The sequence below is a fragment of the Rhodococcoides sp. S146-33 genome, assembly GCF_059489205.1.
Map to the genome: position 1 here is coordinate 566,381 of NZ_JCAJWY010000001.1, position 16,553 is coordinate 582,933.

16 protein-coding genes are annotated in these 16,553 nt (G+C 64.4%); 5 read left to right on the forward strand and 11 right to left on the reverse strand.

Annotation, left to right across the window (positions count from 1 at the left end; genetic code table 11):
• Window positions 1-19: 19 nt before the first annotated feature.
• The gene (locus tag AC5WEY_RS02700) at window positions 20-874 is read left to right on the forward strand and encodes a PDDEXK-like endonuclease domain-containing protein (RefSeq protein WP_495644584.1); all 855 of its coding nucleotides are present in this window, start codon (window positions 20-22) and stop codon (window positions 872-874) included.
• Window positions 875-906: 32 nt separating this feature from the next.
• Here the strand turns inward: AC5WEY_RS02700 and AC5WEY_RS02705 are convergent, their stop codons facing one another.
• The 5 genes from AC5WEY_RS02705 to AC5WEY_RS02725 all read right to left on the reverse strand — a co-directional run bounded on the left by AC5WEY_RS02705 (window position 907) and on the right by AC5WEY_RS02725 (window position 4,945).
• Window positions 907-1,611, reverse strand: a complete 705-nt coding sequence (locus tag AC5WEY_RS02705; RefSeq protein ID WP_495644585.1) for a M50 family metallopeptidase — start codon at window positions 1,609-1,611, stop codon at window positions 907-909.
• 28 nt (window positions 1,612-1,639) lie between these two features.
• Window positions 1,640-2,596 (reverse strand): acyl-ACP desaturase, encoded by a 957-nt coding sequence (locus AC5WEY_RS02710; RefSeq protein ID WP_495644586.1) that lies wholly within the window; start codon window positions 2,594-2,596, stop codon window positions 1,640-1,642.
• 128 nt (window positions 2,597-2,724) lie between these two features.
• Window positions 2,725-3,153 (reverse strand): GtrA family protein, encoded by a 429-nt coding sequence (locus tag AC5WEY_RS02715; RefSeq protein ID WP_442970915.1) that lies wholly within the window; start codon window positions 3,151-3,153, stop codon window positions 2,725-2,727.
• A 164-nt stretch (window positions 3,154-3,317) separates the two neighbouring features.
• Window positions 3,318-3,485, reverse strand: a complete 168-nt coding sequence (locus AC5WEY_RS02720; RefSeq protein WP_155289282.1) for a hypothetical protein — start codon at window positions 3,483-3,485, stop codon at window positions 3,318-3,320.
• Window positions 3,486-3,559: 74 nt separating this feature from the next.
• A complete protein-coding gene (locus AC5WEY_RS02725; RefSeq protein WP_495644587.1) occupies window positions 3,560-4,945 on the reverse strand; it encodes a maltokinase N-terminal cap-like domain-containing protein in 1,386 nt (461 codons plus the stop codon).
• 149 nt (window positions 4,946-5,094) lie between these two features.
• On the opposite strand from AC5WEY_RS02725, the gene AC5WEY_RS02730 reads away from it, so the two are divergent.
• Together AC5WEY_RS02730 and AC5WEY_RS02735 are read left to right on the forward strand one after the other, a co-directional pair.
• The gene (locus AC5WEY_RS02730) at window positions 5,095-5,859 is read left to right on the forward strand and encodes a pirin family protein (protein ID WP_057476902.1); all 765 of its coding nucleotides are present in this window, start codon (window positions 5,095-5,097) and stop codon (window positions 5,857-5,859) included.
• 111 nt (window positions 5,860-5,970) lie between these two features.
• Complete coding sequence (locus AC5WEY_RS02735) at window positions 5,971-6,465, forward strand: DUF4190 domain-containing protein (protein WP_235581612.1); 495 nt, start codon at window positions 5,971-5,973, stop codon at window positions 6,463-6,465.
• A 50-nt stretch (window positions 6,466-6,515) separates the two neighbouring features.
• On the opposite strand, the gene AC5WEY_RS02740 is transcribed toward AC5WEY_RS02735, so the two are convergent.
• The 4 genes from AC5WEY_RS02740 to AC5WEY_RS02755 all read right to left on the reverse strand — a co-directional run bounded on the left by AC5WEY_RS02740 (window position 6,516) and on the right by AC5WEY_RS02755 (window position 10,773).
• Window positions 6,516-7,619: a GGDEF domain-containing protein gene (locus AC5WEY_RS02740; protein WP_495644588.1), complete on the reverse strand. Its 1,104-nt coding sequence runs from the start codon at window positions 7,617-7,619 to the stop codon at window positions 6,516-6,518.
• A 93-nt stretch (window positions 7,620-7,712) separates the two neighbouring features.
• Window positions 7,713-9,287: an ABC transporter permease gene (locus AC5WEY_RS02745; protein WP_495644589.1), complete on the reverse strand. Its 1,575-nt coding sequence runs from the start codon at window positions 9,285-9,287 to the stop codon at window positions 7,713-7,715.
• Window positions 9,284-10,162, reverse strand: coding sequence for an ABC transporter ATP-binding protein (locus tag AC5WEY_RS02750; protein ID WP_495644590.1), 879 nt, complete (start codon window positions 10,160-10,162; stop codon window positions 9,284-9,286). The genes AC5WEY_RS02745 and AC5WEY_RS02750 overlap by 4 nt, the downstream gene beginning before the upstream one ends.
• Entirely contained in the window at window positions 10,159-10,773 is a 615-nt protein-coding gene (locus AC5WEY_RS02755; RefSeq protein WP_495644591.1) for a TetR/AcrR family transcriptional regulator, read from the reverse strand. Before AC5WEY_RS02755 ends, AC5WEY_RS02750 begins: the two co-directional genes overlap by 4 nt.
• Before the next feature lie 54 nt (window positions 10,774-10,827).
• Between AC5WEY_RS02755 and AC5WEY_RS02760 the strand changes: the two genes are divergently transcribed.
• Window positions 10,828-12,786 (forward strand): M13 family metallopeptidase, encoded by a 1,959-nt coding sequence (locus tag AC5WEY_RS02760; protein WP_495644592.1) that lies wholly within the window; start codon window positions 10,828-10,830, stop codon window positions 12,784-12,786.
• Window positions 12,787-12,817: 31 nt separating this feature from the next.
• Window positions 12,818-14,143 (forward strand): cytochrome P450, encoded by a 1,326-nt coding sequence (locus AC5WEY_RS02765; RefSeq protein ID WP_495644593.1) that lies wholly within the window; start codon window positions 12,818-12,820, stop codon window positions 14,141-14,143.
• Here the strand turns inward: AC5WEY_RS02765 and AC5WEY_RS02770 are convergent.
• Window positions 14,121-15,200, reverse strand: a complete 1,080-nt coding sequence (locus AC5WEY_RS02770; protein WP_495644594.1) for an ABC transporter ATP-binding protein — start codon at window positions 15,198-15,200, stop codon at window positions 14,121-14,123. The genes AC5WEY_RS02765 and AC5WEY_RS02770 overlap by 23 nt on opposite strands.
• The gene (locus tag AC5WEY_RS02775) at window positions 15,200-16,528 is read right to left on the reverse strand and encodes an ABC transporter substrate-binding protein (RefSeq protein ID WP_495644595.1); all 1,329 of its coding nucleotides are present in this window, start codon (window positions 16,526-16,528) and stop codon (window positions 15,200-15,202) included. Before AC5WEY_RS02775 ends, AC5WEY_RS02770 begins: the two co-directional genes overlap by 1 nt.
• Between the last annotated feature and the right edge of the window lie 25 nt (window positions 16,529-16,553).

The following is a 16,553-nucleotide window of genomic DNA, read 5'->3' on the forward strand; positions in this document are numbered from 1 at the left end:
ACTACACCGTCATACTCGCATGCTCAACGATGTTCTCAGTGCCCAGGACGGCGTGATCACCGGCACCCAGGCGATCGCATGCGGACTGTCACGGCAGCAGGTGGAGCGACGCGTCCGCTCCGGCTCGTGGGAACGCAAAGCCCCGAACGTCTACTTCGTCTGCGATCGTGAGTTCAGTGATCGCGCCCGAGTGCGGTGCGCGGTGTGGGGATCCGGAGCAGGTGCCGCAGCGTCCGGGATGACCGCAGCCTTCTGGCTCGACCTCGAACCGAGACTGCCCGGAATCCTCGAGGTCACCACTCCACGTCGGGGACGGTCACACGCACTACCCGGCACCTGTTTGCGACGACGGAACCTGGCATTCTCCGATGTGATCGTCCGGAAAGGCGTACGCGTCACGGCAATTGCGCTCACCGTCCTGGAGGCCGCGGTCAGTGCAGCGGGCGGCGTCGGCGTCATGGATCGGGCGCTCGGGCGTCACACGAGCATCGGCGCGCTTCGTGCCGCACATGCTCGCAATTCGGGCCGGCGCGGTTCAGCGGCCGCCGGCCGGTTGCTGAAGGCAGCCGAAGGTGGCGCTCGGTCCGAGGCAGAGCGAATTATCGTTCGGCTGCTGACGGACGCAGGTATCACCGGCTGGGTGGCGAACTTCCGCTATGGCAGTTTCGTCATCGATGTCGCGTTCCCCGCCGTGCGGTTGGCAATCGAGATCGACGGGTGGGCGTTCCACAGCGACGCAACCGCGTTTCAGAGCGACCGACACCGCCAGAACGAGCTCAGCCGCGACTGGACGGTGTTGCGGTATACCTGGGCTGATCTGGTGGACCGGCCCGAGTCTGTCCTGGCCCAGATTCGGTGCAGAATCCCTCACTGAGCGAGGGATTTTGCACCCGAACAGCGCGACAATTACTGCACCGGAACGAGAATCCGCCACGCGCCCAGTGCCAATGAGCCGACGGTGACCAGCAGGAACAACCCGACCCACACGATGCCGGGCAGGAAAGTCAGCCGGGCGAGTTGATCGGCATCGGAGTCCCGCGCCCGTCCGGCGCTGCGCGATTTCTGCAGTTCGAGAACGGGTCGCGGGCCGGCGATCAGCAGGAAGAACGTGATGAAGTACGCCGCGGCCACCTGCTGCTCCCCGGTGCCCCACCAGGACACGACGAACAGGGCAGCACCGACGACGACGAGTGACAGCAAACCGTAGATGTTGCGAATCATCAACAGCATCAATGCAATCGAGATGACGCCGATCCACAGCACCGCCACCGCGTGCTGAGTCCCGAGCACGAAGGCGGCACCGAGTCCGAGTAGCGACGGCCCCACATAGCCGGCGAAGGTCATCGCGATGACGCCGAGGCCGGTGGGCTTTCCCTTCGAGATCGCGACGCCGGAGGTGTCCGAGTGCAGACGCAACCCCATCAGCTGCCGGCCGGTGATCAACGCGATGAACAAGTGCGCGCCCTCGTGCGCAATGGTGACCACGTTGCGCGCGATCCGCCAGGTCTGCGGCAACACGACGATGACGAGCGCAACCAGAGCCGCAACTTGGACGATCCACACTGGTGGATCAGGACTCACCGCGGAGATGCGGTCCCAGAATTCGTTCACACCCAAGTATGCGGCTTCGCCGCAGGCACTACGACGCGCGTGCTTCGGCCTTGGCGCGTTCGCGGGCCAGGGAGCGGTCTCGCATTTCCTCGAATTTGGTGGCTTGGCGTTCGAGGTCTTCGAGGAATGCGGCGAGTTCTTCGCGTGTGTTCTCGCCGCGGGCGGTGAAGTCGGTGCGCTCGAAGACGTTCCATTTACGCAGGACCGGCCAGACGACGTCTTCGAGGTGCTGACGGAGGTCGTAGATGCCGTGCTTGGCCATGAGCACACCGTTGCGGCGGAAGTTCGGCATCCCGGCACCGGGCATGACGAAGTTGGTGACGATGTCGGAGACGGCCTGCAGTGTCTGATCGGGGGAGATGTCCATCGCTGCGCCGGTGATGTTGCGGTAGAACATCATGTGCAGGTTCTCGTCGGCGGCGATGCGTTGGAGCATCCGGTCGGCGATGGGGTCGTCGCAGACCTTGCCGGTGTTGCGGTGCGAGACGCGGGTGGCCAGTTCCTGGAAAGTGACGTACGCGACCGAGTGCAGCAGCCCGACCTGTGATCCGGCGGGGGAGGCGTAGCCGTTGGTCATGTGGATCATGCGGGCTTCTTCGAGGGCGACGGGGTCGACGCCGCGGGAGACGACGAGGTAGTCGCGCATGACGATGCCGTGGCGGTTCTCTTCGGCGGTCCAGCGACCGACCCAGGTGCCCCAGGCACCGTCGCGAGAGAAGTTCTCGGCGATCTCACGGTGGTAGGAGGGCAGGTTGTCCTCGGTGAGCAGGTTGGTGATCATCGCGGCCTGGGCGACGTCGGAGAGCTTGGACTGCTCGGGGTCGTAGTCCTGGCCGCCGAGGGCGGCGAAGTTGCGGCCTTCGTCCCACGGCACGTAGTCGTGAGGATGCCATTCGCGCGCCATCGTGATGTGACGGTTCACGTTGTCTTCGGCAGTGGGTGCCAGCTCCTGCAGAAGCTCGAGCTGTGTCAGATCCCTAGCCATTGGCTTGTCTCCTCGCATCGACGTCAGCTGACAAGCCTAGAGCCAACACCGAGACGGGTGTGCAGCCTCGCCGAGATTCTGTTAGAGGTAGCAACGGACGTCGATACCGAGTGGTGCGAACTCACAGGTCACTGCTGGGCAGGTTCGAGGCCCGAAAAGTTTGGCGCACGAAACACCCAACCACGGAGGGCGAGGAATCGAGCGGCTCCGAACATCCCACCCACGGCAATGACGACGAGCACCTGAACGTACGTGCCGGTTCCTGGAAACAGGATGTGCACCGCGGCCAGCGATGCGGTACTCAGACCCAGCCCGATCAGGGCGAGTCCACCGGCTTCCCACTGTGTCTGGAACCAACCCACCCGGCCGGCCGCGTGGAAGGTATGACGGCGATGCAGCTCGTTGGCCAGGACCGTGCTGGCTGCGACGCCCACAAGATTGGCGGTGAACGATCCGAGCGAAGCGAGAGCGACGAACAGCAGGGCGTATACGCCGTTGCTGGATACGCCGACGATCACGAAGCGAGTGAACTGAGCGAGAACACTTTCCCCGAGCATCCTCGACCTGATGCGGGGCGCACAGCCCGACGGCCCGGGCGTGGCCGCGGCTTTCAGCGAGGTACTCACGAGATCTCCAGTTGTAGAACCGGAAGCGTCAGTCGGCGCTTCGATCCGATACAACTCCGAGCACGACCGAATCGGTCTCGGACGTGACGGACATCTCAGGCTTTGGAGGAACTTTCTTCCCGAGCACGCTTCTTGCGGTCCAGGTCGATGTTGAGGCTGTTGGGCTTGATCGACGCGACGAACAACACCGCAACGAGCACCACCACAACGAGGATGGTGATGACGACCACCGCGATGCCGAAGATTGCCAAAATACCGTTCATGTCCTGCCTCCCGTGTCAGGCAATACGGTACTTGTCGTAGACAGGCCCGTCGACGTGCACCCCCAGCTCACCGATCAGCTGACCAAACGCTCGACAGCACGCATCGGCAAGGACAACCAGGTCGGCCGGTTGCGCGCCTCGTACAGAACCTCGTAGACGGCCTTGTCGAGTTCGTAGGCGCGCAGCAGATCGGCCTCGTCGCGCGGATCGTGCCCGGCCACCGAGGCGTAGCCGTCGAAGAACGCGGCGATGCTGCGCGCTGCCCACTGGTCGGCGCGCTCCCGCATCGAGGGGTCCTCGGGCTGATCGACCAAAAGATGGTTGGCTGCGTAATCGAACGAGCGCAGCATTCCCGCGACGTCGCGCAAGGGGCTGTCCATCTGTCGGCGCTCGGCCAGGGTCTTGGCGGGCTCACCCTCGAAGTCGATGAGCAGCCACCGCTCGGGCGTCCCCAGCACCTGTCCCAGATGCAGGTCGCCGTGAATGCGCTGCACGGTAGTGCTCGTCGACGCCTCCGCGCGCGAAATGAGCGCCGTGGCCGCCGGGATGAACTGGGCGATCTCCGGCACCACCCGCGCTACCCCCGAGATACGAGCCAGAATCTCCTCGACGGCGGTCGATTCCACCGAGCGTTCGACGGTGCCCAACACCGAGGCCAGGTCATGGTGCACGTGCGCGACGGCAGCTCCGATTCGATGAGCATCCCGGGCGAAATCGCCGGGCAGTTCCTCGATCGGTGTATCGGGAGAATCGAACACCTCGCGAACACTTGCCAGAGCGGCGGTCCAGCCCTCGGTGGAGTTCGCGGCGAAGTCCTGAATCATGCCCAGTGTGGTCGGCTCGCCGCCGACGACGGCTTCCAACCAGCCCCGCAGCGGTGCGACATTGACACTGCCTGCCGCCGCCAGGGCGCGGTGCAGTTCCACATCGGGGCTCACTCCCGGCGGAACCTGTCGAAACAGCTTGAGTAACAGCAGATCACCGAGAATCACCGAGGTGTTGGACTGCTCTGCCCCCAGAACCCGACCGGGCAGACCGCTCGGCACACTCGAACCGTCGACGATCTTGAATTCGATGCTGCCCGTGGAATTTCCGGAAGCGAAGGCGTCGCCGTACAGGCCGATGATCTCCGGGTCTCGTAGCCCGTCGAACACGGCAACCTCGCCCGCTACCGGAAGCACCCACGGGCGGAGGTCGTCGGTCAGCTCGGTGCGAAAGCCGAGTGGCACCTGGTAGGTCTGCGTCACCACCGAGCCGTCCTGCGTCAAGTGCACCTCCACCAGTACATGCTCGGCCGCGAAATGTGGTTCGTCATGAAGAACTTGGCGTTCGAGGATCTGCACCGAATCCACGGTCGACCCCTTTGCACCGAACCACCGTTGGGCCGGTAGCCACGTTGCCAAAGCCTCCGTGAGCAGAGGTTCGACCGTGCGTGCCGCACTCGAGCTGGAACCGACCATGAAAATCTCTCGCCGCCTTCTTCGGAGTTTGCGGAGCAGTGACTCAGAACCTACCCACTCACAGCGACGCTCACACCCCGACAGCAAAGACACCCGAACGTTATCGGAGGTCGTGCCCCGGTGCACCGACATGCTCGTACAGTGGTCACATGTCCGCTCCACTGACCGCCCACATCGATGTGCACCGCGCCGGCGATCGACTGAAAACCCGTGTGTCCTGGCTGGACTCGAAGCATTCGTTCTCCTTCGGCCAGCACTACGATCCCGACAACACCCATCACGGACTGCTGCTGGTCAACAACGACGACATCGTCACTGCCGGTCAAGGTTTCGAGACTCATCCACATCGAGACATGGAGATCGTCACCTGGGTGGTGCAGGGTTCACTCGTCCATCAGGACTCCATCGGCCACTCCGGAATCATCTACCCCGGACTCGCACAACGGATGAGCGCGGGCAAGGGCATCATGCACTCGGAGAAGAACGACTCCTGGAGCATCGACGGCAATCGGCACACCGAACCCGTTCGCTTCGTGCAGATGTGGGTTTTGCCGGACAGTCCTGGCACCACACCAGGATACGAACAGCTCGAGATCGGCGACGAGTTGTTGCGCGGTGGGCTGGTCACCGTCGCGTCGGGGATGGAGAAGCACCGCGGGGAGGCCGCGATCGGCATCTCGCAGAAGTCGGCGGCGCTGCACGCAGCCAGGTTGCTGCCGGGGAACGCGGTAACGGTGCCCGACGCACCCTTCGCCCATGTTTTCGTCGCCCGCGGCACTGTCTCGATGGAGGGCGTCGGTGAACTGTACGAGGGCGATGCCGTGCGCCTGAGTTCGACTGGCGGACAACAGATCACAGCGTCGGAACCAGCCGAGGTACTGATCTGGGAGATGCATTCGCGGCTCGGCGGCTGACATGTACGTTCGATGACAAGTTGATCACGGGTAGACGTGGGGCGCGTGGGCCCGGCAGACACCTGCTTACACTCCCAGCATTCACGAACGCCAACATCGGAGGTACTCGACGTGTCGAATCAGAACCCGCCGCCCGGGGATTATCCCCCGCCCGGAAACTACCCTTCACCTGGTGAATACCCCCAGCAGGGCGGATACCCCCAGCAGGGCGGGTACCAGCAACAGCCGGTAGCACCGAAGAACACCATCGGCACGGTTGCTCTGGTCCTGGCGATTCTGGGTGTGTTGTTCTCCTGGACCATCGTCGGTGGAGTTGTTCTCGGCCTTATCGCCATCGTCCTCGGCTTCATAGGACGCTCGAGGTACAAGAAGCGCGTCGCCACCAACGGCACCGTGTCCCTCATCGCGATCATCCTGGGTTTCGTGGCCGCAGCATTGTCGATCGTTCTCGTCGTCGTCGGCGTCGGCCTGTTCAATGCAGTCGGTGGACAGGACTTCACCGACTGCATCAGCAACGCAGGCAGCGATACTGCAGCGCAACAGCAATGCGCCGACGAATTCCAGCAGAACGTGGAGAACCAGTACGACGACTCGACACCGAACTGAGCCGCCGGCCGATGCACTGGCGCCTCGGTGCATCGGCCGGTCCGGTCACCTCAGCCGGTCAAGTCGTCTCGCGCAGACAGATCCGCCACCACCACCTGATTACCGCCCTGCTTCTTGGCTTCGTACATCGCCACGTCTGCCTCTCGTAACAGTCGATCGGTGAGTTCGACTGCGTCGACACCGATGTCGCGAGCACTCGGGTACATGCAGTGCGCCACACCGATGCTGACGGTCAGGGGTGCGAGGTCGCCCACAGAGTAGACGGCACCCAGAAACTCCTCGGCCAGTGTGTGCGCCTCGCCTACGCCCAACTTGGTCACCACCGCAAACTCCTCGCCGCCCACCCTCGCCAGCAGCACACCGTCCTTCTCCAGTCGACGCGCGACGAGCTGCAGGGCTGCGTCCCCCTGGTGATGGCCGAATCGGTCGTTGATCGACTTGAATCGGTCCACGTCGACCACCATCACTGCAATGTCGCCGGCTCCGAGAAAATAGACCGGCAGCGCCTCCTCGAGTCCTCGACGATTGCGTATCTGGGTGAGCGGGTCGAGATTGGCCGCCTGCGCTTGAACCTGCAGTTTGAGCAGAAAGTACTGAAAGAAGGTCGGGCCCATGAAGGTGATGGGTACCAGCATGACGAGTTGCGCGACGGCGAGGCCGTGATCGGCATCGGGCTCCGAGAGGATGAGCCCGAACATCAGCCCTACTGTCGCCGCGGCCCAGAGCAGATGCAGGGCCATCACTCGCGGACTGTGGAAGAGCTGTATGTAGACACTGTTGGCTGCGAGCAGGGCGCACGCCAAGATGACTGTCTGGGGTGATCCATAGGCCAGCAGCCCCAACGTTGTTCCTACATCCGCGTACGCAGCGAACGACAGAGACAGTCTTTTGGACGGCCACGGGGCCATCAGCCAGGCGATACCGACGACGAGCGCCGACACGATCGCAACGACGTACACGAGCTCGGCGAGGGTCGAGGTCGGAGACGCGTCGGTGAGCAGCAGCAACGCAGCCGCGCCGAGTCCGTACGAGAACGTACTCAGAGCTGCAGCGAGGCGATACGGGGCGAGCGCACCGTGCAGACGCAGGTAATCGACGACCGATTCATAGCTGTGAGGCTGGTTCCACCACGTGCGCAGAAATATCGAGTGCACGTATCCTCCAAGCCCGTGTCGGCCGAATCGCCGGACCGGACTCGTCGGACCGGTCCGGACATATCGGCCACGAGTGATGCTATTCGACCGACGTCACCCGCGGATGTCCCTTCGGCGGAACGCTGCGATTCCCGCGAAGCCGACGACGGCAGCGATCACGACGAGCCACCCGATCGGCGCAAGGGACACAGCATCCCCCGGCAATCGCGGTGTGTGCGTGAAGGGCGAGAGATCGAGCAACGGCTGCGGTAGGCCCACCACGGAACCGATCTGGCCCAGGGCGACGAAGCCGCCGAGGACCGCCCACAGAAGAGTCGCGAACCGAGGTACAGCGCCGAACAGCGCGACGCCGATGGTCGTCACCACCCACACGGCCGGGAGCTGCCCCAGCGCGCCGCCCACGACGGACGACAGTTCGCCCGTCACATCGCCGGTCGCCGACCCGTACGTCAGCCCGATGGTGAGGCCGACGACCAGCAGCAGCCACGCCGGGCCGACGACGGCCAGGAGGAGATGCCCGGCCAGCCATCGGAGACGCGAGACGCCGGTGGCGAGCACGATCTCGGCCAGTCCTGCCTCTTCTTCGCCGTGCAACCGCAGTAGCGCCGCCACCGAGTAGGCCGCCACCATGATGCCGACGATGCTCAGCACGGCAGCAATGAACGATTGTTCGAGAGTGGTGCCGCCAAATTTTCCGAGTGCCTCGCTGATGGCGGTGCTGCTGCCGAGTTGGTCACCTATCCCGTCCGTGGACGAGCCGATCGCGATGCCGAACAGAGCGAGCCCGACGGTCCAGGCGACGATGGTTCCGCGCGAGAGTCGCCACGCGAGGGCAACGGGACCGGACAGTGACGGCACGGCAGCCGGCCGGCCGCGGCGATCGGCCCGCAGACCACTGCCGAGATCGCGTCGATTCGCTGCCACGAACGCCGCGGCACAGAACGCAGCTGCGGTCACCAGCGACAGCAGCAGCGGCCACCACCTCTCGTCGGCGAACGGCCGCACCTGCGCCGACCAGCCGATCGGTGAGAACCACGACAGCGTCCCCGAGCCGATGTCGCCGATCGCCCTGAGTACGAATGCTGCGGCCAACACGCCGAGGGCGTAGCCGCGAGCCACCCGAGCCCCCGACGCCACCTGGGCCGCCAGCGCCGCGCAGCCGACGAACACCGCGCCGACGACGACAATCGAGGCCCCGAACGCGAGGCTCCCGGTCACCGGCAGACCGAATGCCCACAGCGAAACGAACGACAACATTCCCGTCGCCACGACGCTGCCGCCCGCAAGCAGCACGGCCGCGCTCAGCCCTGCGTATCTGCCCACTGCAGTCGACCCGATCAGCTCGGTCCGCCCCGCATCCTCCTCGGCGCGAGTGTGCCGAACGACGGTGAGGATCGCGGCCAACGGAACGAGGGTGAGCATCAGTTCGGCGCGCCAGGACACCAGGGCACCCAGGTCGCTGCCGAAGATCGGCCCGACGAGAGCCGCCTGTGCCGGCACCGCCACGGTGCCGAGATAGAACGCTTGTCGGTCTGCCGCCGTCGGATACAGGCCCTCGAAGCTGACCGCATACAGCAGCGGCAGCGCTCCGAGCAGCACGACCCAGATGGGCGCTACCAGGCGATCACGGCGTAGATACAACCGCAGCAGTGCTCCCGTGCCGTTCATGCGTAGTACCTCATGAACAGCTCTTCGAGAGTCGGAGCGCTGCTGACCAAGCTCCGCACTCCGGCGTCGGCCAGGACGTGCATGACCGCAGCGAGGGCGTCGTTCTCCACTGTGCAGGTGATCGTGGAACCGTCCACGTCGACCGCAGAGACCCCGGCCAATGTTGCGAGATTTTGCGGCACTCGATCGACAGTGGCGGTCACCGTCGTTCGGGTGAGGTGCCGCATCGATGCCAGCGTGCCGGTATCCACCGTTCGACCGTCCTTGACGATGGTCACCGAACTGCACAGCGCGTCGACCTCGGACAGGATGTGCGACGACAGCAGCACCGTGACTCCGCGTCGAGCAGCATCTTTCACGCAGTCGGCGAAGTGCTGTTCCATCAGCGGATCGAGTCCTGAGGTGGGTTCGTCGAGAATCAGCAGCTCGACGTTCGACGCCAGGGCCGAGATCAGTGCAACCTTCTGCCGATTGCCCTTGGAGTACGTTCGGCTGCGTTTGCCGGGGTCGAGAGAGAACCGTTCGAGCAGTTCGGCTCGGCGAGTGGTGTCGATGCCGCCGCGCATCCGGCCGAGAAGATCGATCACCTCACCGCCGGTCAACGACGGCCACAGCGTCACGTCGCCCGGGACGTAGGCCAGACGTCGGTGCAAGGCCACGGTGTCGGCCCACGGGTCCCCGCCGAGCAGTCGCACGGTGCCGGACGTCGCGCGGACGAGCCCGAGCAGGACGCGAATCGTCGTGGATTTCCCGGCTCCGTTCGGACCGAGGAAGCCGTGTACCTCGCCGGTATCGACGCGCAGGTCGAGTCCGTCGAGTGCCCGGACCGACCCGAACGTCTTCGTCAATCCGTCGACTTCGATTGCCTCGGTCATTTCTTTGCCTCCAGGTACGCGTCCAAAGCGTGAGAATCGGTGAAGAATCCGTCGGTGTATAGCTCGAGGGCAGGGAGCATGATCTCGTCGCTCAGCGCAGTGAGGGCCTCGCGGAAGTCCACGTCGGGGCCGGCCATCTGCGCGTACAGCAGTAGGCCGCCCACGTTCTGTCGGGTCATGAATCGAGCGCGTGCCTCAGGGTCGCGGCTGGGCGTGAACCGCCCGTCGCGGACACCGTCGTCGATGTACCGAACGGCGTCGGCGACCATGTGCTCGAACAACTCTCGCGCCAGTGCGCCGCCCGCCGAGAAGCTCCGCACGATGTACGCAACGAGCGGCGCGTACTCGTCTATTCGCGCGAGCTGCTCCATCATCCCGGCGGGACCGGCCGACGCAGACTTCGACTCCCGGATCACCCGCAGAACGTGCTCGTCACAAGCCGTGCGCAGACCCTCCTTGGATCCGAAATGATGGTTGACGAGCCCAGGTGAGACGCCTGCCGCCGTGGCGATCGACCGCAACCCGGCGGTGAAGCCCTGTGCGCCGAATACGTCGATCGCGGTATCGCGGATCCGCGCCCTCGTCGTGAGGTCCTCCGTTGCTGTACGCATGTACAGCAGATTAAACACCCGTTCAATCGAGCGCAAGAGTGTAAAGATGGACGCATGACTTCAGTAGTGAACTCGGGCATCGACCTCAGCTACCAGGACGAGAACACACGCGCGCAGGACGACCTCTTCGTGCACGTCAACGGCAAGTGGCTCGAGGATTACGACATCCCCGCGGACCGCGCCGTCGACGGAGCCTTCCGGACGTTGTACGACCGCGCCGAGGTCGACGTGCAGATCATCATCGAGGAGTCCGCCGCCGCGAATCCTCCAGCGGGCAGCGACGCACAGAAGATCGGCGACCTGTTCTCTAGCTTCATGGACGCCGACCGTGCCGAGCAGCTTGGCGTCTCGCCTATCGCCGACGAGCTCACCGCCATCGCCGACGCGGCCGATCCGGTTACGCTCGCAGGCGTTCTCGGCTCGCTGCAGCGCACCGGCGTGGGCGGTGGCATCGGCCAGTACGTGGACACCGACGCCAAGCAGTCCGACCGCTACCTCGTGCACTTCAGCCAGTCCGGTATCGGTCTACCCGACGAGTCGTACTATCGCCAGGACGACTACGCGGAGATTCGCACGAGCTACATCGCGCACATCTCGAAGATGTTCGCGCTCAGCGGTATCGAGTACGACGCCCAGACGGTGTTCGACCTGGAGAAGAAAATCGCGGCAGGCCACTGGGATGTCGTCGCCAGGCGTGATGCCGAGAAGAGCTACAACCTCGTCCAATTCGACACCCTCGTCGAGAACGAACCCGGATTCAATTGGGCAGCATGGATTTCCGGCCTCGGAGCCTCGACCGAGCAGTTCGCTGAGATCGTCGTGCGGCAGCCGTCGTTCCTCAACACTTTCGTTGCACTGTGGGCCTCCGAGGACATCGAGGCCTGGAAGGCGTGGCTCGCCTGGCGCGTCGTCCATTCGCGCGCACCGTTCCTGACGAGCGCGATCGTCGACGAGAACTTCGCGTTCTACGGAACCACGCTGACGGGCACCGAGGAGAACCGGGAGCGCTGGAAGCGCGGAGTCTCCTTGGTGCAGGACGTTCTCGGCGAGACCGTCGGCAAGCTCTACGTCGAACGCCACTTCCCCGCCGACTCCAAGGCGCGGATGCAGGTGCTGGTCGAGAACCTCACCGAGGCGTACCGCCGCAACATCTCCGAGCTCGAATGGATGAGTCCGGAGACACGCACGAAGGCTCTGGACAAGCTCGACAAGTTCACCCCGAAGATCGGCTACCCCGATCGCTGGCGCGACTACTCGGGCGTCGAGATCAGCGCCGATGACCTGCTCGGTAACTACCGCCGCGGCTATACCGCAGACCACCAGCGCGATCTCGACAAGCTCGGCGGTCCGGTCGATCGCGACGAGTGGTTCATGACGCCGCAGACCGTCAATGCCTACTACAACCCCGGCATGAACGAAATCGTCTTTCCCGCAGCCATTCTGCAGCCACCGTTCTTCGACCCGGAGGCCGACGACGCGGCCAACTACGGCGGCATCGGAGCGGTGATCGGCCACGAGATCGGCCACGGATTCGACGACCAGGGTGCCAAGTACGACGGCGACGGCAACATGGTCGATTGGTGGACCGACAGCGACCGAACCGAGTTCGGCAAGCGCACCACGGCCCTGATCGAGCAGTACAACGAGTTCGAGCCCGCGGCACTGCCCGGACACAAGGTCAACGGCGAGTTCACCATCGGTGAGAACATCGGTGACCTGGGTGGCCTGTCCATCGCGGTCGCCGCCTACGAGATCTCGCTCGAAGGCAAACAAGCACCGGTGCTCGACGGCCTGACCGGGTTGCAGCGCGTATTCTTCGGCTGGTCGCAGGTGTGGCGCACCAAGGCACGAGACGCCGAGGCGATCCGTCGTCTCGCCGTCGATCCGCACTCGCCGCCGGAGTTCCGGTGCAACGGGGTCGTGCGCAATCTGGACAGTTTTCACCAAGCCTTCGACGTACAGCCCGGAGATGCGCTGTACTTGGAGCCGGGGCAGCGCGTCAAGATCTGGTAGTACCGCGTAGGAACAAGGGGAGGGTGTTCGGATGAGGGAATTCGTACGATGGCTCGCAGCGCACGGGGTCATCCGGTTCGGGGCCAAGCGCGCGGCGGCGGCGGGTGACCCACAGGCCATGCTGGTCGCCGATCCGGCGACGCGGGCCAATCCCACGCCGGTCTACGAAATGCTGCGCCGTAAGGCGCCGCTGGTGAAGACCCGCATCTCGAACATCACCGTGCACCATCGGGTGGCATTCGACTTGCTCCGCTCCGACGACTTCCGGGTCACGCAACTGGGCGGTACCTTGCCCGCACCGCTGCGGTGGATCGAACGACACACCAGATCCGGTGCACTGCACCCGATTCTGCCGCCCTCCCTCCTCTCCGTCGAACCGCCCGATCACACGCGGTACCGCAAACTGGTGTCCTCGGTGTTCACCGCTCGGGCCGTGGCGCAGATGCGTGATCAGGTGCAGGAGACCGCGGATGCACTGCTCGACGAGCTGTCCGACGGTTCTCCGGTTGTCGACATCGTCGATCGTTATTGCGCGCGCCTGCCGGTCGCGGTGATCGGGCGGATCCTGGGTGTTCCGGTGGAGGACAACCAGCGGGTGCTCGAATTCGGTGAGATGGCCGCACCGAGCCTCGACATCGGCTTGTCCTGGAGCCAGTTCAAGCAGGTCGAGCGTGGGCTGATCGGGTTCGATGCGTGGCTCTCCAAGCACGTCACCGAGTTGCGCCGTAATCCTGGCGACGATCTGATGAGTCAGCTGATCGCCGCGAAGGACGAGGGCATCGGGCTGAACGACGAAGAGCTCAGAGCCACTGCAGGATTGGTGTTGGCGGCAGGATTCGAGACGACCGTCAACCTGCTGGGCAGCGGAATTCGATTGTTGCTCGATCACCCCGATCAGCTCGCTGTGCTGCAGGAAGATCCGTCGCACTGGCCCACCGCCATCGACGAAATGCTGCGGATGGAATCTCCGGTGCAACTGACCGCACGGGCCGCCAAACACGACGTCGTGGTCGAGGGTGTGCCGATCAGGGAGGGATCGCTGGTGATCCTCGTGCTCGCCGGTGCCAACCGAGACCCACTGGTATTCGAGGACCCGAACAGATTCGACGTCACCCGAGCCAACGCAGGGAAGCACCTGTCGTTCTCGGGCGGCCGCCACTACTGCCTGGGCGCAGCACTGGCCAAAGCCGAATCGGAAGTAGGCCTCAAAGCGCTGTTCGACAGGTTCCCGCACCTACGCTCGGCAGGCGAGGGAACCCGCCGCAACACCCGCGTCCTACACGGATGGGCTACTCTCCCTATCGATCTCGGTGAACCGGCTCTCGGTGAGCCGGCTACGACAACCGCAGGCCGGTAGCGGCGTCGAAGAAGAACAACTCGCCCAGCTTGGGCACCAGTCGAACGGTTTCGGCCAGGGCGATGGACAGCTTGCGGTCGACGCGAACCGAGATACGTCCGGACGGCGTCGTCCACCCACCGTCGGGGCTGGGTGCGGATGCGTACACGAACGACTCCGCACCCAGTTCCTCGATCAGCTCGACGGTGAGGCTCAGACCGCTGCCTTCGCCCACCAGATCCCACGATTCGGGGCGAATCCCGACGACCACGCGCTCGCGTGCCGAGGACGGGACCGGGATGCGCAATTCGCCGAGTACGGCAGCGCCGTCGTGCACGGGGGCGTCGACGAGGTTCATTCCGGGGGAACCGATGAACCCCGCGACGAACGTGTTGACGGGGTTGTCGTACAGCTCTCGCGGAGCCGCGATCTGCTGCAGTGTGCCGTCGAGCAGCACCGCGACCCGGTCACCCATCGTCATGGCCTCGACCTGATCGTGGGTGACGTAGACCGTGGTGGTGCCCAATCGCCGCTGTAGACCGGCGATCTGGGCTCTGGTCGACACGCGCAGCTTGGCATCGAGGTTGGACAGCGGCTCGTCCATGCAGAACACCTTGGGCTGACGCACGATGGCGCGCCCCATCGCTACTCGCTGGCGCTGGCCACCGGAGAGCTTGCCGGGTTTGCGATTCAGCAGCGGCTCGAGCTCGAGCATCTTCGCCGCGTCGAGCACCCGTGCTGCAGTGTCCGCCTTGCTCATTCCGGCGTTGCGCAGTGCGAAGCCCATGTTGTCGCCGACGGTCATGTTGGGATACAGCGCGTAGTTCTGGAACACCATCGCGACATCCCTGGCCCGCGGTGCCAACGAGGTGACGTCCACTCCGCCGATGTCGATGTGACCGCTTTCGACGGATTCGAGGCCGGCGAGCATCCGCAGACTCGTCGACTTGCCACAGCCCGAAGGCCCGACCAGGACGATGAATTCACCGTCCGCGATGTCGAGTTCCAGGCTGTCCACAGCGAGCGACTCGGCTCCCGGATACCGATGCGAGACACCGGCGTAGTGAACGGCGGCCACTACTTCGGCAGCTTCGGGGTGATCTGGCGGTCGATGATCTGCTGCAGCTGCTCCGAGATGGACGCGAATGTCGTTGCCACATCGGCGTTCTGCAGTGCGATCTGCTCGAGTCCACTACCGATGATCTTGTCCCCACCGGGAACGAAGACGCGGGCGTAGTCCTGCGAGCGGGTCAATGCCAACTGATCGACGGCCGTCTTGGCGTTGGGGTTGGCCTCGAGGAATGCGATCTCCGACGGGTCCTGCTGCGCCGACTTGCGGACCGGCATGTACCCGGTGTTCTGCGAGAAGTAGGCGGTATTGGCACCGTTGGTGACGAAGTCGATGAATTTGAGTGCGTTCACCTTTCGCTCTTCCGAGATCTTCGCCGGGATGGCCAGACCCGCACCACCGGTGGGGCAACCCGGTGTTCCCGCGGTGGCCGGCAGGAACGCAGTGCCGAACTCGAACGCGGCACCTGCCTTGATCGTGGACAGATCGCCGGTGGACGCGATGGTGGAGGCGAGGATACCGGCGGCGAAGTCGTTGGCGATGTCGTTGGAGACTGCCGCGTACTTCTTGGTGTGGATCATGTCCTGCAGGAACTTGCCTGCGGCAATGGTATTGGGGTCGTCGAACTTCAGCTGGAACTGATCGGAGTACGCCCCGTCGAACGTCCAGATCGGTCCCTCGAACGTCCACCCGAGGTAGTCGACAGCGTTGCCCCACCCGTGCGCGAGCTTGCCGTTGCCGACGACCGCCTGGATGCGCGGGCCCCACTCGTCGAATTCGGCCCAGGTGGCCGGTCCGCGATCGGGCAGTCCGGCGGCCGACCAGACGGCCTTGTTGTAGTAGAACAGCGGCGTCGAGCGCGCATACGGCAGAGCCCAGTGGTTGCCGTTCCAGTTGTAGTCGGCAAGAAGCGAATCCACGTAGTCGGACTGGTCTACTCCCGCCGCGGAGAAGTGCTGGTCGAGGGGCTCGATCGCACCGGTGAGCGCGTAGTTGAACCACCAGACATCCGAGAGCACGACGACGTCGGGCACATCGTCGCCCGAGAGTGCCGCGTTGAACTTCTGCGACACCTCCTCGTAGTTCTTGCCGCCGTCGATGAGGTTCACCGTCAGGCCCGGGTTCTGTGCCTGGAACCGCGAGATCAGTTCCTTCTCGAACTCCTGCGACTTGCCTGGGTGGTTCGACCAGAAATTGATGGTGTTCGCATCGCCTTCGACACCGCCGCCGCCGCCGGACGAGCCCGATCCGGGGCCGCTGCACGCCGCGAGAGCTGCGGCGGCCGCAGCCGCACCGGTGAGCGTGAGGAAGCCACGCCGATTGATGATGTGTGCCATGGTGTTCGACTCCTGATAGTGAGGT